The 22,153-nt window shown below is 44.8% G+C and carries 19 protein-coding genes; all 19 read left to right on the forward strand.

What is annotated here, in order from left to right; translation table 11 throughout:
* The first annotated feature begins 2 nt into the window (after positions 1–2).
* Positions 3–1,220: an aspartate kinase gene (dapG, locus tag BM415_RS05005; protein ID WP_091155249.1), complete on the forward strand. Its 1,218-nt coding sequence runs from the start codon at positions 3–5 to the stop codon at positions 1,218–1,220.
* Between the two features lie 27 nt (positions 1,221–1,247).
* On the forward strand, positions 1,248–2,129 hold the full coding sequence (dapA, locus tag BM415_RS05010; RefSeq protein ID WP_091155251.1) for a 4-hydroxy-tetrahydrodipicolinate synthase: 882 nt from the start codon (positions 1,248–1,250) through the stop codon (positions 2,127–2,129).
* A 394-nt stretch (positions 2,130–2,523) separates the two neighbouring features.
* A complete protein-coding gene (locus BM415_RS05015; protein WP_091155254.1) occupies positions 2,524–4,203 on the forward strand; it encodes a ribonuclease J in 1,680 nt (559 codons plus the stop codon).
* 238 nt (positions 4,204–4,441) lie between these two features.
* Positions 4,442–5,161: a ClpP family protease gene (locus tag BM415_RS05020; protein WP_091159065.1), complete on the forward strand. Its 720-nt coding sequence runs from the start codon at positions 4,442–4,444 to the stop codon at positions 5,159–5,161.
* The gene (locus BM415_RS05025; protein WP_091155255.1) at positions 5,158–5,382 is read left to right on the forward strand and encodes a YlzJ-like family protein; all 225 of its coding nucleotides are present in this window, start codon (positions 5,158–5,160) and stop codon (positions 5,380–5,382) included. The genes BM415_RS05020 and BM415_RS05025 overlap by 4 nt, the downstream gene beginning before the upstream one ends.
* Positions 5,383–5,471: 89 nt before the next feature.
* Positions 5,472–8,117 (forward strand): FtsK/SpoIIIE family DNA translocase, encoded by a 2,646-nt coding sequence (locus tag BM415_RS05030; protein ID WP_091155258.1) that lies wholly within the window; start codon positions 5,472–5,474, stop codon positions 8,115–8,117.
* 268 nt (positions 8,118–8,385) lie between these two features.
* Positions 8,386–9,234 (forward strand): spore cortex-lytic enzyme, encoded by an 849-nt coding sequence (sleB, locus tag BM415_RS05035; RefSeq protein WP_091155261.1) that lies wholly within the window; start codon positions 8,386–8,388, stop codon positions 9,232–9,234.
* Between the two features lie 176 nt (positions 9,235–9,410).
* Positions 9,411–10,691, forward strand: coding sequence for an EF-P 5-aminopentanol modification-associated protein YfmF (locus BM415_RS05040; protein ID WP_091155263.1), 1,281 nt, complete (start codon positions 9,411–9,413; stop codon positions 10,689–10,691).
* A gap of 3 nt (positions 10,692–10,694) precedes the next feature.
* Positions 10,695–11,975: an EF-P 5-aminopentanol modification-associated protein YfmH gene (locus BM415_RS05045; RefSeq protein ID WP_091155265.1), complete on the forward strand. Its 1,281-nt coding sequence runs from the start codon at positions 10,695–10,697 to the stop codon at positions 11,973–11,975.
* Positions 11,975–12,745 (forward strand): elongation factor P 5-aminopentanone reductase, encoded by a 771-nt coding sequence (locus BM415_RS05050; RefSeq protein WP_091155268.1) that lies wholly within the window; start codon positions 11,975–11,977, stop codon positions 12,743–12,745. The genes BM415_RS05045 and BM415_RS05050 overlap by 1 nt, the downstream gene beginning before the upstream one ends.
* A 104-nt stretch (positions 12,746–12,849) precedes the next feature.
* The gene (locus BM415_RS05055) at positions 12,850–13,104 is read left to right on the forward strand and encodes a DUF3243 domain-containing protein (protein WP_091155269.1); all 255 of its coding nucleotides are present in this window, start codon (positions 12,850–12,852) and stop codon (positions 13,102–13,104) included.
* A gap of 188 nt (positions 13,105–13,292) precedes the next feature.
* On the forward strand, positions 13,293–14,060 hold the full coding sequence (locus BM415_RS05060; RefSeq protein ID WP_091155272.1) for a DUF3388 domain-containing protein: 768 nt from the start codon (positions 13,293–13,295) through the stop codon (positions 14,058–14,060).
* A gap of 77 nt (positions 14,061–14,137) precedes the next feature.
* On the forward strand, positions 14,138–15,118 hold the full coding sequence (locus tag BM415_RS05065; RefSeq protein ID WP_091155274.1) for a helix-turn-helix domain-containing protein: 981 nt from the start codon (positions 14,138–14,140) through the stop codon (positions 15,116–15,118).
* Positions 15,119–15,297: 179 nt separating this feature from the next.
* Entirely contained in the window at positions 15,298–15,789 is a 492-nt protein-coding gene (locus BM415_RS05070) for a YajQ family cyclic di-GMP-binding protein (protein ID WP_091155276.1), read from the forward strand.
* A gap of 230 nt (positions 15,790–16,019) precedes the next feature.
* Positions 16,020–16,607: a CDP-diacylglycerol--glycerol-3-phosphate 3-phosphatidyltransferase gene (pgsA, locus tag BM415_RS05075; protein WP_091155278.1), complete on the forward strand. Its 588-nt coding sequence runs from the start codon at positions 16,020–16,022 to the stop codon at positions 16,605–16,607.
* Positions 16,608–16,735: 128 nt separating this feature from the next.
* Complete coding sequence (locus BM415_RS05080; RefSeq protein ID WP_091155281.1) at positions 16,736–18,001, forward strand: competence/damage-inducible protein A; 1,266 nt, start codon at positions 16,736–16,738, stop codon at positions 17,999–18,001.
* Positions 18,002–18,259: 258 nt separating this feature from the next.
* Entirely contained in the window at positions 18,260–19,321 is a 1,062-nt protein-coding gene (gene recA / locus BM415_RS05085) for a recombinase RecA (protein WP_091155284.1), read from the forward strand.
* Between the two features lie 223 nt (positions 19,322–19,544).
* Positions 19,545–20,282, forward strand: a complete 738-nt coding sequence (locus BM415_RS05090; RefSeq protein WP_091155287.1) for a regulatory protein RecX — start codon at positions 19,545–19,547, stop codon at positions 20,280–20,282.
* A gap of 318 nt (positions 20,283–20,600) precedes the next feature.
* Positions 20,601–22,151 (forward strand): ribonuclease Y, encoded by a 1,551-nt coding sequence (rny, locus tag BM415_RS05095; protein WP_091155288.1) that lies wholly within the window; start codon positions 20,601–20,603, stop codon positions 22,149–22,151.
* The last annotated feature ends 2 nt before the right edge of the window (positions 22,152–22,153 follow it).

The following is a 22,153-nucleotide window of genomic DNA, read 5'->3' on the forward strand; positions in this document are numbered from 1 at the left end:
GCATGGGTATTTTAGTGCAAAAATTTGGGGGAACATCCCTTTCAACACCGGCCGCAAGAGAACGTGTTATCGGACATATGAAACGCGAAATTGCTGCCGGACATTCATTAGTGGTTGTCGTCTCTGCGATGGGTCGCAGAGGCGAGCCTTATGCTACGGATACACTTCTGGACTGGATTGTTCAGAATGGAAATGCGCTGCCTGCGCGTGATAAGGATATTCTGTTATCCTGCGGAGAACTGATTTCAGCAGCTACACTTACAAGCCTGGTTGAGCATGAAGGAATTTCAGCAACCGTACTGACAGGTGGTCAGGCTGGCATACTAACTGACGATCAATTTGGCAATGCCCGGATTCTCGCCGTTAAGCCTGAACGAATTCTTGAAGAACTGAAGACACACCAGGTTGTTATTGTGGCGGGGTTCCAGGGCGCCAATGAAACAGGTGACATAACGACACTGGGACGCGGAGGCAGTGATACTTCAGCTACAGCGCTCGGTGCTGCTCTGCATGCGGATATGGTCGATATCTATACAGATGTGGACGGAATTCTTACCGCAGACCCGAGAATTGTTGAGGATGCAAAGCCGCTCTTGTATGTTGGATATGCGGAGATCAGCAATATGGCTCACCAAGGTGCGAAGGTAATCCATCCTCGTGCAGTGGAAATCGCGATGCAGGCACAGATTCCTGTGCGTGTCAGATCAACCTTCGGTGATGGGGAAGGAACCTTAATTACGCATCCTGAAGGGATCAAGGACATACAGACTGGAATTGTGGACCGATTCGTAACGGGTATTGCCTATGTGAATAATGTCACGCAAATTATGGTTGAGGCAGACAAGGAAGTTGGTAAACTTCAGCTACAAGTGTTCAAAGCGATGGCTGAGAATGGAATCAGTGTTGATTTTATTAATGTATCACCTTCCGGAGCTGTTTATACTGTATTTGATTATGACTCGGAGAAGGCAATTCGTATTCTTCAGGAAATGGATCTTAAGCCTAGAAGCTTGTCAGGCTGTGCTAAGGTCAGTGTCATTGGTGGAGGCATTAATGGTGTTCCCGGAATTATGGCTAGAATTGTAGAATCACTCGCAGAGGCGGATATCGAGATATTGCAGTCTGCGGACTCCAATACAACGATTTGGGTACTTGTCAAGAAGGAAGATATGGTGGGAGCGCTTCGTGCACTTCATTCCAAATTTGAACTTCATCGCTAGAGACGAGAGTGCAAGGAGGATACAATCGTGGAATTCGGAAGACTAATAACAGCAATGGTTACCCCGTTTAACGATGAAGGCGGTATCCATTGGGAAGAAACCTCCAGACTAATCGATTACTTAATTGATGTGCAAAAAACAGATACATTGGTCGTTGCTGGAACAACAGGCGAATCACCGACATTATCCGAACATGAAAAAGTTCAGCTGTTTGAATTTGTAGTTAAGCACGCTGCAGGCCGTGTCAAAATTATTGCCGGTACAGGCAGCAACAGCACACATCATTCGATCGAGCTTACCCGTGAGGCGGAGAAGGCCGGTGTGGATGGTGTGCTTCTGGTTGTTCCTTATTACAACAAACCGAACCAGGAAGGAATGTACCAGCATTTTTCTGCGATAGCCAAGGCTACCTCCCTTCCTGTAATGCTGTATAACGTACCTGGACGAACAGGAGCCAGCCTGTCTGTGGAGACGACGCTTCAGCTTGCAGCTATTGATAATATTGTTGCCACTAAAGAGTGTGCATCCATTGAACAGGTGGCACGGATTTCAGGTGCTGCTCCTGAAGGATTTAAAGTCTATTCAGGCGATGATTCCTCAGTGCTTCCAGCTCTGGCTGTGGGTGGATACGGTATTGTCAGTGTAGCCGGCCATATTGTTGGTGCATCAATGAGAGAAATGATTGATGCCTATGTTAGCGGTGATGTGTCGAAGGCAGCTTCGATTAATCATCGATTATTACCTGTTTTCAAGGGCTTGTTTGAAGCGCCGCATCCGGTCCCTAATCCGGTTGCAGTCAAATATGCACTTGCACTGAGAGGTTATGCGGTAGGAACCGTTAGACTGCCTCTTGTACCTCCTACGGAGCAGGAGCAGGAATTTATCCGTCATTTGATCAGTAACGTATGATCATGTAATATTGGTGGTTATAGAAGTGTCAATTGTCAAACCCTCGTACTCAAGAAGTTTGAGTACGGGGGTTTTTTGTAAGGGATAGGGAAGTTCTATGAAGCGGTAGCTAAGGCTTAAATGTACTTCAGAAGCGCTGTTTAAAGAAGGGGAACTTGTTTGTTTTCATATGAAATGGAGAAACTAAACCTTACAAAACGTGACTGACTTGTTTTTTCAGTTTTTAATCATGTATAATGATGTCAAGTGACTGGGTGCGGTATATTTTTGAAATAGATTGTTTAACAGCAAAGTGTGTGGGAACTTCGGCTGAGAAGCTATAGGTTTCTTTAATAAAATAGTAATAATATCATTAAGGTACGACGTCCAACTACCATAGGAGGTTCAGATTCTTTTGTCAAAAAAAAATAACAACGATAAATTGATGATTTTCGCATTGGGCGGCGTCGGTGAAATCGGTAAGAACATGTATGTTGTTCAGTACGGTAATGACATTGTAGTCGTAGATGCAGGTTTAAAATTTCCAGAAGAGGATATGCTTGGCATTGATATCGTCATTCCAGATATTTCCTATCTAACTGAAAATCGAGATAAAGTAAAAGGGATTGTACTGACACACGGACATGAAGATCACATTGGCGGATTGCCTTATGTACTCAAACATCTTAATGTACCAGTATACGGAACCAAGCTTACACTCGGACTTGTAGAAAATAAGCTGAAGGAAGCTAATTTGCTTGGCGAGACCAAGCGGATTCTCATCAACGAGGATTCCGAAATACAGCTTGGCAATAGCCTTAAGGTTAATTTCTTCAAGACAAACCACAGTATTCCTGATTCTGTAGGTGTGTGCGTCGAGACTCCAGAAGGTGCCGTTGTTCATACGGGAGACTTCAAATTTGACCATACTCCAGTCAATGGTCAGTATGCAGATCTTCAGCGTATGGCAGAAATCGGTTCCAAAGGCGTGCTGGCACTGTTATCAGATAGTACGAACGCAGAGAAGCCAGGGTTTACTCCTTCAGAGAAAAATGTTGGAGTCGTTATGGAGGATATTTTCCGTAAGGCAAGTCAGCGAGTGGTTGTTGCGACCTTCGCATCGAACGTGCACCGGATCCAGCAAGTAATTAACGCTGCTGAAACAACGGGACGCAAAGTAACCGTGATCGGCAGAAGCATGGTTAATGTAGTGAGTATTGCTTCCGATCTTGGTTATCTGGATATTCCTGATGGCATGATTATTGAGCCGGAGGAAGTAGGGAAGATTGCCGCAGATCGAGTTGTTATATTGTGCACAGGCTCCCAAGGGGAACCGATGTCTGCGCTTACTCGCATGGCTCGCTCCACACATCGTAAAGTCGATATCTTGCCTGGTGACACAGTCATTATTGCAGCAACACCAGTTCCAGGTAACGAGAAATATGTTGGGCGTACGATAGATGAATTGTTTAGACTTGGCGCTGAGGTTCATTACAGCGGAGCTAACTCTGGCGTACACGTCTCCGGTCACGGCAGCCAAGAGGAATTGAAACTCATGCTGAATCTTATGAAGCCTAAATATTTCATTCCAATTCACGGTGAATTCAGAATGCAGCGTCGTCATGCACTGCTGGCTGAGTCTGTGGGTATTGATTCAGATAACATCTTTATCACGGATGTTGGTGAAGTTGTTGAGATTCAAGGTGGAGCTGCTCGCAGAGCGGGCAAGGTTTCTTCCGGAAATGTATTAATCGATGGTCTGGGTGTAGGCGATGTAGGAAATATCGTACTGCGTGATCGCAAGCTGCTGTCGCAAGATGGAATTCTTGTCGTCGTTGTTACGCTTAGCAAGCAGGACGGTAAGATTGTTTCCGGTCCTGACATCATCTCCAGAGGATTCGTGTATGTTCGTGAATCCGAAGGTCTGTTGGATGAAGCTAATCGTATTGTAACAAGTACGCTTCAGAAGCTTATGAGTGAGAATGTCAATGAATGGGCATCACTCAAAACAAATGTCAAAGACGCGCTCGGACGTTTCTTGTATGAGCAAACGCGCCGTCGCCCTATGATTTTGCCAATCATTATGGAAGTATAGTAAACCAATAACTTCAAACGAAGGCACACAGTCGCCTCTTCTAAGCTAACAGGTAATATTGGACGGTTCCCTGTTAGCGCGGAAGAGGCTTTTTCGTGTGTATTCGTGTGTATAAGATCCGTTATGGAATTGTCATACTAACCCAGATATTGAAGACAAAACTTTCAAAGGAAGTGTTGATGTGACAAATCCGTTATTCGGCAAAGATAAAGGCGAAAGTCCAAAGAACGAGACGCCTATGCTGCCTCCTGAGCAGCAGCCCAAGACTAATCCTGTTGTAAATACAATACAAGAGCTTGGTCAAACTACAGTCCCTTCCGGGGAATCCAATATCTTCTGCATGACAATTATTGGTCAAATCGAAGGGCATCTTATTTTGCCTCCACAAAATAAAACAACGAAATACGAGCATCTCATCCCACAGCTGGTTGCGGCAGAGCAAAATCCACGGATCGAAGGCATTCTAATCATATTGAATACCGTTGGCGGTGATGTGGAAGCAGGCCTTGCCATCGCAGAAATGATTGCTTCGATGTCCAAGCCCACGGTTACTGTTGTCATCGGCGGAGGTCATAGTATCGGGGTGCCTATAGCCGTCAGCAGTACGTATTCCATTATTGCGGAGAGTGCTACAATGACCATTCATCCGATACGCATGAACGGGTTATTTATCGGGGTTCCCCAGACCTTTGAGTACATTGAGAAAATGCAGGAGCGGGTTGTGCGTTTTGTAACTTCCCACTCTCGTATTACGGAGGATCATTTCAAAGAGCTGATGTTTAAGCAGGGGGAATTAAACCGGGATATTGGTACAGCAGTAGGCGGAAATGATGCAGTTCAATATGGCTTAATGGATGCGGTGGGTGGAATTGGTGATGCCATTGCAGAACTAAATAAGTTGATTTTGTCGAGAAAGGGTATGAGGGCTGCCGCTTCTCCTGGAGGGATGACACAATGACCCTATATACGATAATGTCAGGTGAGCAGATCTTTGAAGGAATGTGGAAAGAACAGCCTGCACTATTAGAGATGGAAGTAGAAGGCCGATTATTGCAGATCATGCCTGTTAACGAACGCTCAGGGGTTATCGTAAGGCTGATTAATGGCAGTCTGTATGATTATCTGGATTCTGCATATGCTCCCGGGCGTGAAATTTCGCTTAACTCTGCTCAAAATTAGGCATATGGACTCGTGGTCAAGATTCGACGAAAAAGAACATATGTGCGGATGTGGACTTATGGTATAATATTCTTCTGGAGGTGACCTTTTTGGCCAGAAGAAAGAAAAAGAAAAAGAGAGCAGCCCTTGGCGGGGTTCTTAAATATGAGATTTATGGGATCATATTGATTACCCTGTCGGTTATAGCTCTATCGGGTGAAGCCACTGTAGGACGATCATTGTCCAAAATGTTTGGACTTCTGCTCGGCAAGTTTTACTTCATCATCCCGTTAATTGGTATCTACTATGGATTAATGGTGATGATTCATCGTAAATGGCCATCAGGGTGGAATCATCGTAAAAGTGGAGTTCTTTTGTTAGTTCTTGCATTGACGTTAATGAGCACAATATCAGCCATGGAGCAGAAGCTGAGTCCTATAGGTGAATTGAATCCTGGCGGTGTTATGTCTCAAATACATATCGATTTGCAGACAGAGCTGTTAAGGCCTGCTGAAACGGGCAACGCTTCGATGCTTGGTAAGGACATCAGCGGCGGATATACAGGTGCAGTGGAATATTCGGCATTATTATGGCTGTTCGGAAGCATGGGGGCCAATCTCATGATGATTGTCATGTTCATCATCAGCTTCATGCTGATTACGAACTTATCCTATGTAGATCTGATTCGTATCTTCAGAACGCGGGTTCTTCGCGCAGGGAAATCATTTATCCAGAACTGGAGCACTTCCAAGACAACAGCGGTGCGTCACAAGAAGAAGCAAACTAAACAGAAGACGAAGGCTGTTCCGGTCCATGAGGAAGTTGAGGATGAAGAAGAGGAAGAATTAGTATCTCCTTCCCGGAAAAAGATTCCTTTGTTATTTCAATTGTTTGGACAAGGAACCAGCAAGAAGAGTAATGCTTCCAATGGTGAGTTGTCAGTTCACGATGATGAAGAGGAGCATGATGGACAAGGAGCTGTTATATATGGTGAATCTTCAGCTCCTGTCAGCCGCTCTCAGCAAGTATGGCATGAGGACGCGTCAGACAATGATCAGGATCTAATTCCTCAGAAAGATCGTGGAAACCCTCCATTGCCGATCATTCGAGATTTCTTCGAGAATGTGCGCAGTGAAGGATCGGTATTGGAGGAAGACCTGGATGACGCTTACGAGGCCAAGGACACTGTACATGAGGAGATGCCGTTCCCTGACGAATTTGTGAATGACACAGCTGAAGGTAATGCAGAATCTATAAGCGATAGTGCAAATGAGCAGTTGAACTCTGCTCCGTCAGCAGAAGCGGGTGAACAGAAACCACCTGCTAAGCCGCCGAAGCCTTACAAGCTGCCTCCTTTTCGCCTGCTTGCTAAACCAAACGGCAGTGGAAAGGGAGGAGATCAGAACGATTACAAGCAAACGGCGAGGAAGCTGGAAGCGACGCTTGAAAGCTTTGGTGTCAGAGCCAAAGTGCTTGAGGTTGTCCGAGGTCCTGCCGTAACGAGATATGAGATTCAGCCAGATATCGGGGTTAAAGTTAGTCGGATTGTCAGTTTAACAGATGATATCGCACTCGCGCTCGCAGCCAAGGACATTCGTATGGAGGCACCTATCCCCGGGAAATCGGCAATAGGTATTGAAGTGCCTAACAGCGAAGTATCGGTAGTAACGATGCGGGAAGTGATGGAGACAGCTACATTCCAAGAAGCTGAATCGAAATTGTCGATTGCTTTTGGCCGGGACATCTCGGGACAGACGATTGTTGGAAACCTGGCGCGAATGCCCCACTTGTTAGTCGCTGGGGCAACTGGTTCAGGTAAATCGGTATGTATTAACGGAATCATCACGAGTATTTTGTATAAGGCTAAGCCTACGGAGGTTAAGTTTCTGATGGTCGATCCGAAGATGGTCGAGTTAAATGTGTACAATGGCATTCCTCATTTGCTTGCACCTGTCGTCACCGATCCGAAACGCGCTTCTCTTGCACTTAAGAAGATCGTAGTCGAGATGGAGAAACGTTATGAGCTATTCTCTAAGTCGGGTACACGTAATGTCGAAGGGTACAACAATCTCATGAAGGACAACCCTGATGCGGTACTGCCCTACATCGTTGTTATCGTTGATGAGCTTGCAGATCTCATGATGGTTGCTGCTAATGATGTCGAGGATGCCATTGCAAGACTTGCACAGATGGCTCGTGCGGCAGGCATTCACCTGATTATTGCCACCCAAAGACCATCAGTAGATGTCATCACCGGTGTGATCAAGGCGAATATTCCTTCTCGGATCGCTTTCGGCGTGTCCTCTCAAGTGGACTCCAGAACAATACTCGATATGGGCGGTGCCGAGAAGCTGCTTGGACGAGGAGATATGCTGTTTATGCCTATGGGCTCTTCTAAGCCTGTTCGAGTTCAGGGTGCATTTATGAGCGATCATGAGGTTGAGAACATTGTAAGCTTTGTTAGCAATCAGGCTGACGCAGAATATGACGAATCGCTTGTGCCAGAGATCGATGATTCGGTTCAGCAGGCAGATGAAGTACAGGACGAATTGTACGAGCAGGCAGTCCAGATTATTCTTGAAGCGAAGCAAGCCTCCGTTTCCTTACTGCAGCGTCGTATGCGGGTAGGATACACTCGTGCTGCCAGACTAATCGACTCGATGGAGGCCAGAGGTATTATTGGACCTTACGAAGGCAGCAAACCGAGAGAAGTCCTTGTATCACTAGAGCAATACCAAGCTAATAAAATCAGCTAATAATCCGCTCATGCGGTGCTAAAGTATTGATTGAAAGAATGAAGGCCTCTAACCCTTTAAATAGGGATAGAGGCCTTTTTTATACAGATCGAAAAATGAGTGATCTTGATTACCATCCTTTTACATGCTCTCGATATCCATGGTTAGTGCATAGGAACAATAAATGCTAAACATAATAATTGTAGCCATCGAATCAATTTCATAAAACATAAACAGGTAATATGAAATTGATTCTCAAGAGAACATTAAAGAAAGGTAGATTCTACTCATGCGAAAAATCAATCTATGGATTCTTGCCGGCATCATCTTGATCTCAGCGACTTCATATCGTGTTCTGCTGAAGACAGATCATGAGGTTTCACGAGCTGAATCCAGTATCCAGCATCAACCGCAGGAAGCCGAGGCTATCCCTACTTTTAGTCAGAATGAAGTCAGATACGGCTCGTCCGGAAAGGATGTATATGAGCTACAGGGCCGTCTCAAATATTTGGGTTATTACTATGGTAAAGTAGACAGCGATTTTGGTGAAAAAACCTTGGGATCGGTTAAATGGTTCCAATCCGAATTCGGAATGAAGGCTGATGGAATCGTCGGAGCAAGCACAAAGCTGAAGCTGTATAATGCAACGAAGGATTGGCGTCCAACTGAACCAGGACCAGGGCTTGTCTACTCTGGCGGTGGAGGTAAAGGCGGAAACACAGGACAGGGTAACAACACAGGTGGCACTGATAACAGCATGGGCAGCAACAACTCGCTCGGTCTAACGGAGAATGAGATTAAGCTGATGGCCAATGCAGTATACGGAGAGGCGCGTGGCGAGCCTTTTGAAGGACAGGTCGCGGTGGCTGCGGTTATTTTGAACCGAGTAAAGGCTCCGCAATTTCCGGATACACCTTCAGGCGTAATATTCGAGCCTAGAGCTTTTACAGCAGTTGCTGACGGACAAATTTGGCTCGAGCCAAATGAACAAGCTAGAAAAGCAGTGATGCAAGCAATTGACGGTTGGGATCCAACAGGAGGCTGCTTGTATTACTTCAACCCTAGAACAGCGACCTCGCCTTGGATCTGGACACGCGAGCAAGTAAAGACAATTGGTCAGCATATATTCTGTATGTAAGTTATAGAATGGGGATGACTGGGGCGAACAGCATATAAGCCTACCTTCATGCCGTTTAACTTATATGCTCACTTTGGCAATCGGCGGCATGTCCTCCGGTTGCTTCTGTGCTTTTAGATCGGTTAGAATGATGAGATATAAGAAAATTATGACAAACAATAAAGGGGTTTTGGAACTTGACTAAAACAGGATTTGAACGTGGCAGCAATCAGCATATTCGCATACACGTGCTGCCCACCAAGCGTTTTAAGACGTTTGCCATATCCCTCTATGTAGGGTCACCTCTTAAAGAAGATACCGTTACCAGCACAGCGCTTATTCCCTTTGTGCTTCGCAGAGGAACCGAGTCCTATCCAGAGACGATTCAATTCCGTGAGCAGCTTGAGGAGATGTATGGGGCGGGATTTGGTTTTGACGTATATAAACGAGGGGATCATCAAATTATCCAATTCCGTATGGATACCATCAATGACTCCTTTGTGCAGAGCAGCGAAAGTTTGCTGGATCGTTCGTTCTCTTTCTTGGGTGAAGTCGTAACAAATCCAGCCAAAGAAAATGGCCAGTTCCGCTCTTCTTATGTTCAAGCCGAACGCGAAACCGTACGCAAGCGCCTCGAATCCATCGTAAATGACAAGATGAGATATGCAGCTGAGCGATGTATTGAAGAGATGTGCAAGAATGAACCTTACCGTCTGCATCCGCTGGGTGAACGCAAAGAACTGGATCACATTAATGCGGCGGCTCTATATTCTTCATATGAAGAGTGGATTAATAATGCCGGAATGGACTTGTATGTTGTTGGGGATACGACGTTCGAAGAGGTAGAGGGCCTCGTTCAGAAATACTTCCATTTGAATCGTGATCATTCTTTTGAATACAAGACGGAAACAGGTCATCATGATCGCCGTGATGTTCAGACCGTAGTAGAAAAATTGAATGTAAGCCAGGGTAAGCTTAATATGGGCCTGCGAACTTCGATTACATACGGAGATGACCAGTACGCTTCAGCACTGACATATAACGGAATACTCGGAGGATATCCACATTCCAAGCTCTTCGTTAATGTTCGTGAGAAGCACAGTTTGGCTTACTACGCATCCTCTAGATATGACGGTCACAAAGGTATCGCAACGATTCAATCAGGCATTGAAATTCCTAATTATGAAAAAGCAGTTGAGATTATTCATCAGCAGCTTGCTGATCTGAAGGCAGGGGTCATCAGCGATTTGGAGCTGAATCAGACCAAGGCGATGATCCGTAATTTGCTGAAAGAAATTCAGGATTCTGCGTTTGAGATGATCTCGTATGATTTCAATCGGGTGTTATCCGGCAAGGAACGCACGACGCAGGAGCTGCTGGAACAGATCGAAGCATTATCAAAGTCAGATATCCAGAAGGCAGCGGATACATTTGAGCTGGATACGATTTATTTCTTGAGAGATCAGAAGGGGGAATGACCGGTGGAGAGCATACGGTATGAACACCTGCAGGAAACTTTATATTATGAAGTGATGGACAACGGACTCTCCGTATATGTACTGCCGAAGCCGGGCTTTGAGAAGACCTACGCTACATTTGCGACAAGGTTTGGGTCTGTGGACAATCACTTTAAAGTGGAGGGCAATGAGGAGCAGCGTGTCCCAGATGGGATTGCCCATTTTTTGGAGCATAAAATGTTTGAAGAGCCGGAAGGTGATATTTTTGCTGCCTTCGCTTCCAATGGGGCTTCCGCCAACGCTTTTACGAGCTTTGATCAAACAGTATACCTGTTTTCGGCTACAGAGAATGTCAACAAGAATATCGAAACTTTGATTAATTTTGTGCAAAATCCATATTTCACAGATGAAAATGTCAACAAAGAAAAAGGGATTATCGGTCAGGAAATCAACATGTATAAGGATAATCCAGATTGGCGAGTTTATTTTGGATTAATTGAGGCCATGTTCCAGAAACACCCGGTTCGGATCGATATTGCGGGAACGGTTGATTCCATCAGCACCATTACGAAGGAAACGTTGTACGATTGCTACAATGCATTTTATCATCCGAGCAACATGCTGCTATTTGTTGTAGGCGGTGTAGATGCAGAAGAAGTCATGGACCTTGTCAGGGAGAATCAAGCGAACAAAAATTATGATAAGCAAGGAAGAATAGAGCGCCTGTTTGATCAAGAGCCGACTGAAGTTGGAGAGAAGCGGCGCGAAGCAAAACTTGCGGTTTCACTACCTAAATGCTTATTTGGTTTCAAAGAAGATACAAAGGGTCTGCGCGGGGAAGAGCTTCTGCGTGAAGATTTGACAACAAGATTGATGATGGATTTGCTATTTGGATCAAGTACAGAGCTTTATCAGAAGCTGTATGATGAAGATTTAATATCTGACGGCTTTGGTCATGAATATAACAGCTCACCTCAGTATCGATTCTCTGCCATCGGAGGGGACACCAAGGATCCTGATCTGCTGCTCTCCCGGGTTCGTGCGGAAGTGGAGGAGATCCAGAAGAGGGGCTTTGATGCAGCTCATTTTGAACGTACACGCAAAAAGAAAATGGGTGGTTACCTTCGAATGCTGAATTCACCCGAGAGTATTGCACATGAATTTACCCGTTATCAATTTAGAGGCGGGGATTTATTTAATGTGCTGCCGATATATGAGTCCATTACACTGAAGGATGTAAACAGACGTCTCAAAGAACATGTGAATTGGGAGCAGTTAGCCATATCATTGGTGGTGAGTCCTTAATGGAGAGAGAAACCGGATCCTTCATGAAGCCTATTCTGGAAACAACGGTTCTGGTTACAGGAGCAAGCAGGGGAATTGGAGCTTCCATTGCAGAACGATTCGCAAGCATTGGCATGAATGTGGTTATTCACTACATGAACTCTCACGAGGCTGCGAATGAAGTGGCGAGACGCTGCATGGATCACGGCGGCAGAATCATGACCGTATCTGCTGATTTGCGGAGCAAGGAACAAATTGAAAGAATGTATGAGAAGCTGGAGCACCATAACATGCTGCCCGATATTCTTGTGAACAATGCGGGAGTGAGTCATTATGGACTGCTGAGTGATGTGTCTGAGGAAGAATGGGACGCGGTTATGGCGCTCAATTTAAAGGGTGTGTTCATGTGCACCCAGATGTTTATGCCACACATGATATCACAGCGTTATGGGCGTATTATAAATGTTTCTTCAATTTGGGGAATATCAGGTGCCTCCTGTGAGGTGCTCTATTCAACAACGAAGGGCGGTATCAATGCCTTCACTAAAGCGCTCGCCAAGGAGCTGGCTCCTTCAGGAGTAACAGTTAATGCTGTTGCCCCAGGTGCTGTGGAGACAGAAATGATGCAGTCATTTGATGCGGATGAGATCAAGTCGATTGAAGAGGAGATTCCGGCAGGCAGATTGGCAAAGCCGGATGAAATCTCTTCGCTGGTTTACTTCCTGGCACTGCCGGAGTCGGGTTACATTAATGGTCAGATTATATCGCCGAACGGCGGCTGGCTGACATAACGATCTGTTGTATAAACTCACCAGTATATTAGAAACTTTATCTGCTCATATTAACTACTGCCCACTTTTTAAATCTCATGCTTTGTGCAAAGGAGGATTTAATAATGTCAACAGTAGTGAGTAACTATGATGCATGGAAGAAGTTTCTAGGTGAGCGTGTCGTGCAAGCCGAAAAATTGGGGATGAGCCAAGATGTCATTAACAAATTGGCCTATGAGATTGGTGATTTCCTTGATGAGAAAGTCGATCCTGCTAACCATTCCAACCGCGCATTAAAAGAACTGTGGGATGTTGGCGATGATGAAGAACGTCGCACTATCGCAAAACTTATGGTCAAATTGGCCAAGAAAAATGCATAACTAATGCATAGGAGAGCTCCCGTAAGGGGGCTTTTCTCTAATTGTTACATTCGTGTTCTTGTAATTCATTTTCATTTTATATATCATTAGATAGACCCGTGTTTGATGGATGTCAGATGCAACATTTTTCTTATAAAAATGTGCTGATTATGTCGAATGATGAGGAATAAGGCTTCAGAGGTGTTTAAATGGAGTACAAACAGTGGTATATGGAATATAAAATACATAAGAACAGACCTGGTTTGTTGGGAGACATTGCTTCAATGCTGGGTATGCTCGAAGTGAACATTTTGACGATAAACGGAGTCGAGGGCAAAACAAGAGGTATGCTTCTTGAGTCGGACGACGATGAGAAAATAAAGCTTCTTGGAGAAATGCTCAAGAAGGTTAACAATATTACGGTGACTGCGCTCCGTGCGCCGCGGCTTGTCGATATTTTGGCCGTGCGACATGGCAGATATATTGATCGCGATTCTGATGACCGGAAAACGTTCCGTTTTACCCGTGATGAGCTTGGGCTCCTCGTGGACTTTTTGGGTGAAGTATTCAAGAGAGAAGGTAATCATGTCATTGGACTTCGCGGAATGCCGCGAGTGGGTAAGACAGAATCCATTATTGCCGGCAGTGTTTGCGCAATGAAGCGATGGACCTTTGTTTCTTCTACACTCCTTCGTCAAACGATTAGAAGTCAGATGTCTGAGGACGAGATGAACCCGAACAACGTATTTATAATTGATGGTATTGTGAGCACAATAAGATCCAACGAAAAACACTACAATTTGCTGCAAGAGATTATGAATATGCCTAGTACTAAGGTTATTGAGCACCCTGACATTTTTGTTCAGGAATCTGAGTATGACTACAATGATTTTGATATTATTATTGAGCTTCGCAATAATCCGGATGAAGAGATTTTATATGATACATTTACTGCGAATTATACAGACGATCTTTAGGATTAATATGACAATTTAAAGGAATGTGTTTATATATAAGCATCTTAGTGAATACGAAAGAATGAGGAGGAATTGGCATGTCTGAACTGGGTCAGCAGTTGAAGGAGGCCCGGCTGCAAAAAGGATTGAGTCTTGATGACGTTCAAGAGATGACAAAGATTAGAAAGAGGTATCTCGAAGCGATTGAATCAGGTGACTACAAAGTGCTGCCAGGCAGCTTTTATGTACGGGCGTTTATTAAGACCTATGCAGAGACGGTGGGCTTAAATCCTGAGGAGCTGCTGGAAGGTCACAAGAAGGATGTTCCGGTCCCTGAGCAGGAAGCTACCATGGAGCCTGTCATGCAGAAGCGTTCCAGCCGTCCACAAGCAGAACGGAACAATAAATGGCTGTCTATTGTTCTGCCATGGACTTTTTTAGCTTTAATTTTGGTTCTTATTTATTTCTATTGGGTGCCTACCTTAAACCAGGCAGAAGATCCAAACGAGCCATCTACAGAACAAACGGATAATCAGCCTGCGCCGAATACACCTGAGCCTGGGACTGGTGAGGATGCTGAAGAAACAAGTTCTGAAGTAGGTGGCGGCGATCCGAACGGTGAAGAGAATCCGGATGCAACAGCTCCTGAAGAGGGGGCAGGCCAGGAAGAAGAGTCTGTAGAAGATGTTCCTGTTACCGTTACAGAAAGCGGCACTTCAGGCAACATTACGATTTTTGATGTGACGGGCGGAAGTGCGGAAGAGCCAATTACGGTTGAGATCAACGCTTCTGGCGGAAGCTGGCTCGAAGTTTATAAAGGTGAGAATTCGAGCGGAGAACAACTGGTGTATGGCAATACAGTTGCTGGAGATCAGCATAGCTTTGAATTGACTTCAGAGGGGATGTACATTAAGTCAGGCTATGCCCCTGCGACGGAAATTACCGTGAATGGTCAAGTGGTGACTGATGGCAAGACGACGAATCGGATTCTGCTTCAGCTTGCTGAAGGTGAAGGCAGTGAGGATGCCCAAGATGACGCGAACAGCGATAGCGCAGCTGGATCTGAAGACGGTCAGTAAAATAGGACTCATTCCAACATGTACAGCGCATTCGCTGTACATGTTTTTACGAGATATCGTTGCACAAGCTGTAAGGAACATGATTAGACTTCGCATTTATTGTTTCAATATAATGGTACACGAAACAATTTCATATGATTTACACAAGGTCAGATTACATGAAGGGAAGTGTTTTTTACATGAGTTCAGAAAGTTCATTTGATATTGTATCCAAACTCGATTTGGCAGAATTAACGAATGCGGTGACACAGGCAGAGAAAGAAATAGCGAGTCGTTATGATTTTAAGGGGAGCAAGAGCAGCCTGAAGATCGAGAAGGACGCGCTAATTATTGTGTCCGATGATGAATATAAACTGAATGCAGTTATTGATGTCCTTCAATCCAAGATGGTGAAGAGAGGTCTGCCTCTCAAAAATTTGGATTACGGTAAAGTAGAGCCGGCTTCTATGGGAACGGTAAGACAACGTCTTGGCTTCAAGCAAGGAATTGACCAGGACAATGCGAAGAAGATCAACATTCTTATTCGTGATTCCAAACTGAAGGTGAAGAGCCAGATTCAAGGAGATCAAATCCGCGTTACTGGAAAAAGCAAAAATGATCTTCAAGCGATTATTCAATTGCTGCGATCAAGTGATCTTCCGTTGGATCTGCAATTTACGAATATGAAGTAAACCGCTGTTTCTGTTAATTTATCGCCTATAAATGATGCGAAATGAAACGGTTCATTTCGTTCCTCTTAACGTATGTCTTTTTTGACATGTATATTGGTGTATAATATACTCGGTGGGGACTTATACAGACGAATGTTTGTTATTAACATTACATATCTTAGGCAAAAAAGACTTGGAGCAAGAAGGATGGTTGTTCCTAATAGTACGATGTAAAGGGGAGGCGCTTTTTTTTGAATTTACCTAACCGGATTACACTGGCAAGAATTTTTATGATTCCGGTCATGATGGTGTTCTTGCTTGTCGATTTTGAAATGTATCCGTCGCCGATTCAAATGGGTGAGTATACATTACCGTACAATCAGCTCATTGGAGTGATTATATTCATTATAGCGGCCAGTACAGACGGTATTGATGGATATATCGCCAGAAAGCATAATCTAGTCACGAACCTGGGCAAGCTTCTAGATCCATTGGCAGACAAGCTTCTTATTACTGCCGTGCTCGTATCTTTGGTTGAGATGGGAAGCATTCCTTCATGGATTGCCGTCGTTATTGTGAGCAGAGAGTTTGCGGTTACCGGCCTTCGCCAGATTGCCCTGCTTGACGGTTCTGTCGTTGCTGCGAGCGCTTGGGGAAAAATCAAAACCATCATTCAAATCGTTGCCATATCACTGCTGCTTCTGAACAATTTTCCGTTTGCTTTTATCGGAATACCGATGGATACCATATTAATATGGCTGGCAACTTTGGTTACGATCTACTCAGGTATTGATTATTTCGTGAAGAACAAGCATTTGTTGACACAATCCAAAGCGTGAAAAAATGAAGGACTCTAAGTAAAAGCAATAGGTGATCCTATTGCTTTTTTTAAAAGTTATATTCATGAATCCAAGAAACTTCTTCTAATATAGAAGCTATTCGACACAGAGGAAATGGAGGCATCGTCATGAAAGCAGAAATTATTGCAGTAGGCACAGAGCTGTTGCTTGGACAAATTGTAAATACGAACGCACAATTTTTATCAAAAGAGCTTGCCGCGATCGGTATTGATGTTTATTTTCAAACGGTTGTTGGTGATAATGCACTGCGGATGAAGCAATCGATAGAGACCGCACGAAGCCGGGCTGATATCATTATTTTTTCGGGTGGAATTGGACCGACCCAGGATGATATTACAAAGGATGTTGTAGCTGAATTGCTGGGCAGAGAGCTTCATATCGAACAGCGGTCTCTGGATAAGATTGAGCAAATGTTTACGAGCCGCGGAACGATTATGACCGAGAACAACAAACGTCAAGCGACATTAATAGAAGGAGCAACTCCGCTTACGAACGAGACAGGGCTTGCTCTTGGTAACGCGATTTTCCAAGATGACAAATATTATATTATTTTGCCCGGACCTCCTAAAGAGTTAAAGCCTATGTTTATAAACCAAGCTGTACCATGGCTTCAGCAGCATGCGCTTACCGGTGAGATGCCGATCTACTCTAAAATGCTGAAGTTTGCGGGTATCGGTGAATCTATGCTGGAGGATAAGCTGAAGGATCTTATTTCGGCACAGACAGATCCGACAATTGCTCCTTATGCTGGAGAAGGCGAAGTGACGGTTCGAATCTCTACCAAAGCCGGGAGCGAAAGTGAGGCCATGGTCAAACTGAATGAGCTTGAATTGCAAATTCAACAGCGGTTGCCGGAACATTTGTATGCAAGCCATGACATTCCTATTGAGCATGTCATCGTAGAGATGATGGCGGACCGTGAGTTGACCTTGGGGGCTGCAGAGAGCTGTACAGGAGGCCTGCTCATGGAACTTCTGACATCCATACCGGGAAGCGGAACGATGCTTCGTGGCGGGATCGTGTGCTATACAAATGAAATGAAGGAGAAACTGTTGAACGTTCCCCATGCTTATCTCGAAGGGGAGGATGCTCCTGGAGCGGTCAGTCCTGAAGTAGCCAAAGTGCTGGCAGAACAGGTCCGGATGATTACGGATGCTGATTATGGCCTGGCTGTTACGGGGGTAGCTGGACCTGGCTATTCAGAGCGCAAGAAGGTCGGCCTTGTATATATCGGCATTGCGGAGCGTGAAGGGGAAACAGAGATTTACGAACTTAACTTAAGCGGCAACCGGGAGACGATCCGTATTCGTTCAGCCAAAACCCTGCTGTATCGCTTATGGCGCAAGCTTGTCGAGAACGAGAAGCTGGCCTGACGCTTATCCGGACTGTGACATAACGGTTTGACGACCAGCGCTGGAATCAGTATACTGTATATATCGGAAGAACCGAAGCGAACTTGATTTGCGCTGGTTCTTCCTTTTTTATTCTTTTATTTTGAATTTGAAAGTTAGAGAGAGACCGGCGGGCGCCCCGCTCCTCAAAAAAAACGAATGTATGTTCTCAAAAAATGCTTGGCAAACGAACACAAAGAGAGTATCATATAGTTATAAATAAAGAAGGATGTGAGTTTATTGTCAGATCGTCGTGCTGCGCTGGATATGGCGCTCCGTCAAATAGAGAAGCAATTTGGTAAAGGCTCAATTATGAAACTGGGTGAATCAACTCACATGCAAGTCGAAATTGTACCCAGTGGATCAATTGCTTTGGACATTGCATTAGGAACCGGTGGTTTCCCGAGAGGCCGGATTATCGAAATATATGGACCTGAATCTTCTGGTAAAACAACCGTAGCACTTCACGCTATTGCTGAAGTACAGAAGCAAGGTGGACAAGCAGCATTTATCGATGCAGAGCATGCTCTTGATCCACAATATGCTAGAAAGTTAGGCGTTAATATTGATGAATTGCTATTGTCCCAGCCGGATACAGGTGAGCAAGGACTAGAGATTGCAGAGGCGCTCGTACGCAGTGGTGCGGTTGATATCGTTATTATCGACTCTGTAGCTGCACTCGTGCCGAAGGCAGAGATCGAAGGCGATATGGGTGATTCCCACGTTGGTCTTCAAGCGCGTCTGATGTCCCAAGCTCTTCGTAAGCTGTCTGGTGCGATTAGCAAATCGAAGACAATTGCGATCTTTATTAACCAGCTTCGCGAGAAGGTCGGCATCATGTTTGGTAACCCAGAGACAACTCCTGGTGGCCGTGCGCTTAAATTCTATTCAACTGTACGTCTTGACGTACGCCGTGTAGAGAGCATCAAGATGGGGAACGATGTTGTCGGGAACCGAACTCGGATTAAGGTTGTGAAGAATAAGGTTGCTCCTCCATTTAAGCAAGCAGAAGTTGATATTATGTATGGTGAAGGGATTTCCAGAGAAGGAAGTCTGCTCGACATCGCTACAGAATACAACATCGTGGACAAGAGCGGTGCTTGGTATTCCTATAACGGTGATCGCTTAGGTCAAGGCCGTGAGAATTCGAAGCAGTTCTTGAAGGAGAATCCTGAGCTTACACAAACGATTGAGTTGAAAGTGCGTGAAGCAAGTAATTTGACAACCACCGTTCCAGCTCAGTCTGACGTTGATAAAGCGAAGGAAGCTGAAGAAGAACAGGAATTGTTTGAAATAGAATAAATGTTTGATTTGATTGTTGTTCTCGATATTGTGAGGCTTAGGTCGTGCAATGACGAGTCAAGTATTGAATTGAATCTGCAAATGCAATCAACCGCTGATGTCGGTTATATAGTGTTCTTTTGATTTAGATTCTCTGTAAACCGCAGCTCACTTGATCTGCGGTTTTTTGTCTAGTCATACAGCTGCACTACAAATTTAGTTATGAGGAAGTGAGAGACACAGGATGAACGACAATTGCGAGCAGGATATGAACCAGGACATAGAGCGGGGTGTCTCCCATTTTCCTAATGAATCACTGGAAATAACTCGTGTAGAGAAGCTGCGAGGGCGTGAAGCGAGGTATATGATATCATTTGGAAAGTATGAGCTGTCTGTACTGGAAGACGTGATGATTAAATACCGGATGATTAAAGGGAATTCATTTCATAAAACGGAGCTTGAAGAAATTGTTATAGCTGATGAGAAGCAGCGAGCTTATGTGCAAAGTCTAAAATTCCTCGAGCGGAAACCGCGAACAAGGCACGAGATGACACAGAAGCTAAAGCAAAAGGAATATATGGATTCAATTATTGAAGATGTACTATTAAGACTAGAGCGAGAAAGGCTGATCGATGACGAATTCTATGCAAAAGAATGGGCTAGACAGCGTATTTCCAATCATCGAAAGGGGAAACTGTGGGTAGGACAGGAGCTCCGGCAAAAAGGAATCGCTAAAGATCATATTCAGCTTGCTCTTGGTGAAGTCAGTGTAGAAGAAGAATGGGACAGCGCGATGACTGCTGGACGCAAAAAGTGGGACCAGGTTAAAGGTGACATGCTCGAGAAGAAGCGTAAAACCTATCCATTCTTAATGCGTCGTGGATATTCTGGAGAGGTGACGAGGAAGGTTATCGGACAGCTTCAAACCCAGTATGCGGATGAGCATGCCGGTGAAGTGGATGAAGAAGAAATGATGGACTAGGACAGTCCATACCATAAAAAGCGCATTCTCTTGACAATTTCTTAACACGAATACTAAAATGTACATGAGTCCATACACGAATAAGTATTTTTTCCTTCCAAAAAAATTTCTTGTTCGACCTTCGTATGGTCCTCGCGTTTAATGATGTAAGACCATCCTTTGTCGATGGTAATATGTACATGCACTGTGTGTACAACAAGAAGACGGTGATTGCGACCGTTTCCATTTTTTTTTGTAAAATGTGTAAGATTCGAACACAACAATTGCAAATATCCCAAGGATAAATCCCTTGGAGGAATCAACGAGGAGGTGAACATAATGGGTGGTGTAGACATCTTGATTCTCGTTGTTGCCGCTTTAGCTACTGGGGTTATTGGGTTCCTTGCCGGATATTTTATTCGCAAATCTTTAGCTGAGGCTAAAATTTCTAGCGCTGAAGAAGCTGCTGTCCAAATCGTAGAGAACGCGAGAAAGGACGCAGAGGCGCTGAAGAAAGAAACGGTACTTGAAGCAAAGGACGAAGTCCATCGTGTACGTACCGAAGCTGAAAAAGACATTCGTGAGCGTCGAAATGAAGTTCAACGACAAGAAAGACGATTGTTGCAAAAGGAAGAGTCGCTGGATAAAAAATTGGAGTCCTTGGAACGCAAAGAAGAACAAGTGGCCAACAAAGAGAAACGTATTGATGAAACACAGCAACAAATTGAAATGATCTACAAGAGTCAGGTTGCTGAGCTTGAACGAATTTCTAATCTGACGATGGAGGATGCGAGAAGCATCATCTTGTCTAACGTAGAGCAAGAGGTTCGACTGGAAACAGCTCAGATGATTAAAGAGATTGAACAGCAGGCGAAGGAAGAAGCTGACAAGAAATCTCGTGAAATTATTACCTTGGCGATTCAGCGTTGTGCAGCGGACCATGTTGCGGAAACAACAGTTTCTGTTGTAACTCTGCCTAACGAAGAAATGAAGGGCCGTATTATTGGTCGTGAAGGCCGTAATATCCGTGCTCTTGAAACCCTTACTGGAATTGACCTCATTATCGATGATACACCGGAAGCTGTTATACTGTCCGGATTCGATCCGATTCGCCGTGAGATTGCCCGCACTGCCTTGGAGAAATTGGTGGCTGATGGCCGTATTCATCCAGCTCGAATTGAAGAGATGGTTGAGAAGTCTCGCAAAGAGGTGGATGAACGTATTCGTGAGTATGGAGAACAAGCTACATTCGAAGTTGGAGTGCATGGTCTTCATCCGGATCTGATCAAAATTTTGGGCCGTTTGAAATTCCGTACAAGTTATGGACAGAACGTACTGAAGCATTCGATGGAAGTCGCATATTTAACAGGGCTTATGGCTGGAGAGCTTGGCGAAGACATCGTGCTTGCCAAACGTGCCGGGCTCCTTCATGATATTGGTAAAGCACTGGATCACGAGGTGGAAGGCTCACACGTGGAAATTGGTGTGGAGCTGGCGAAGAAATACAAAGAACATCCGGTTGTGATCAACAGTATTGCCTCTCACCATGGAGATGCGGAAGCAACTTCAGTGATTGCGATGCTGGTGGGTGCAGCGGACGCTCTATCTGCAGCAAGACCAGGTGCACGTCGTGAAACGCTCGAAACCTACATCAAGCGACTGGAGAAGCTCGAAGCGATCTCGGAATCGTTTGAAGGTGTTGAGAAATCGTATGCGATTCAAGCGGGGCGCGAGATTCGTGTTATGGTACAACCAGACAAAATTGATGATGCAGAGTCGTTCCGCTTAGCTCGAGATATTTCCAAAATGATCGAGAATGAGCTGGATTACCCTGGACACATCAAGGTTACGGTACTTAGAGAAACGCGTGCAGTGGAATATGCTAAATAAGG

This window comes from Paenibacillus sp. 453mf (assembly GCF_900116105.1).
Classification (GTDB): Bacteria; Bacillota; Bacilli; order Paenibacillales; family Paenibacillaceae; genus Paenibacillus; species Paenibacillus provencensis.

Coding starts and splice junctions, on each gene's coding strand:
- dapG (WP_091155249.1), top strand. CDS start 3: ATGGGTATTTTAGTGCAAAAATTTGGGGGAACATCCCTTTCAACACCG.
- BM415_RS05020 (WP_091159065.1), top strand. CDS start 4,442: ATGCTGCCTCCTGAGCAGCAGCCCAAGACTAATCCTGTTGTAAATACA.
- BM415_RS05025 (WP_091155255.1), top strand. CDS start 5,158: ATGACCCTATATACGATAATGTCAGGTGAGCAGATCTTTGAAGGAATG.
- sleB (WP_091155261.1), top strand. CDS start 8,386: ATGCGAAAAATCAATCTATGGATTCTTGCCGGCATCATCTTGATCTCA.
- BM415_RS05050 (WP_091155268.1), top strand. CDS start 11,975: ATGGAGAGAGAAACCGGATCCTTCATGAAGCCTATTCTGGAAACAACG.
- BM415_RS05055 (WP_091155269.1), top strand. CDS start 12,850: ATGTCAACAGTAGTGAGTAACTATGATGCATGGAAGAAGTTTCTAGGT.
- BM415_RS05060 (WP_091155272.1), top strand. CDS start 13,293: ATGGAGTACAAACAGTGGTATATGGAATATAAAATACATAAGAACAGA.
- BM415_RS05065 (WP_091155274.1), top strand. CDS start 14,138: ATGTCTGAACTGGGTCAGCAGTTGAAGGAGGCCCGGCTGCAAAAAGGA.
- BM415_RS05070 (WP_091155276.1), top strand. CDS start 15,298: ATGAGTTCAGAAAGTTCATTTGATATTGTATCCAAACTCGATTTGGCA.
- BM415_RS05080 (WP_091155281.1), top strand. CDS start 16,736: ATGAAAGCAGAAATTATTGCAGTAGGCACAGAGCTGTTGCTTGGACAA.
- BM415_RS05090 (WP_091155287.1), top strand. CDS start 19,545: ATGAACGACAATTGCGAGCAGGATATGAACCAGGACATAGAGCGGGGT.
- rny (WP_091155288.1), top strand. CDS start 20,601: ATGGGTGGTGTAGACATCTTGATTCTCGTTGTTGCCGCTTTAGCTACT.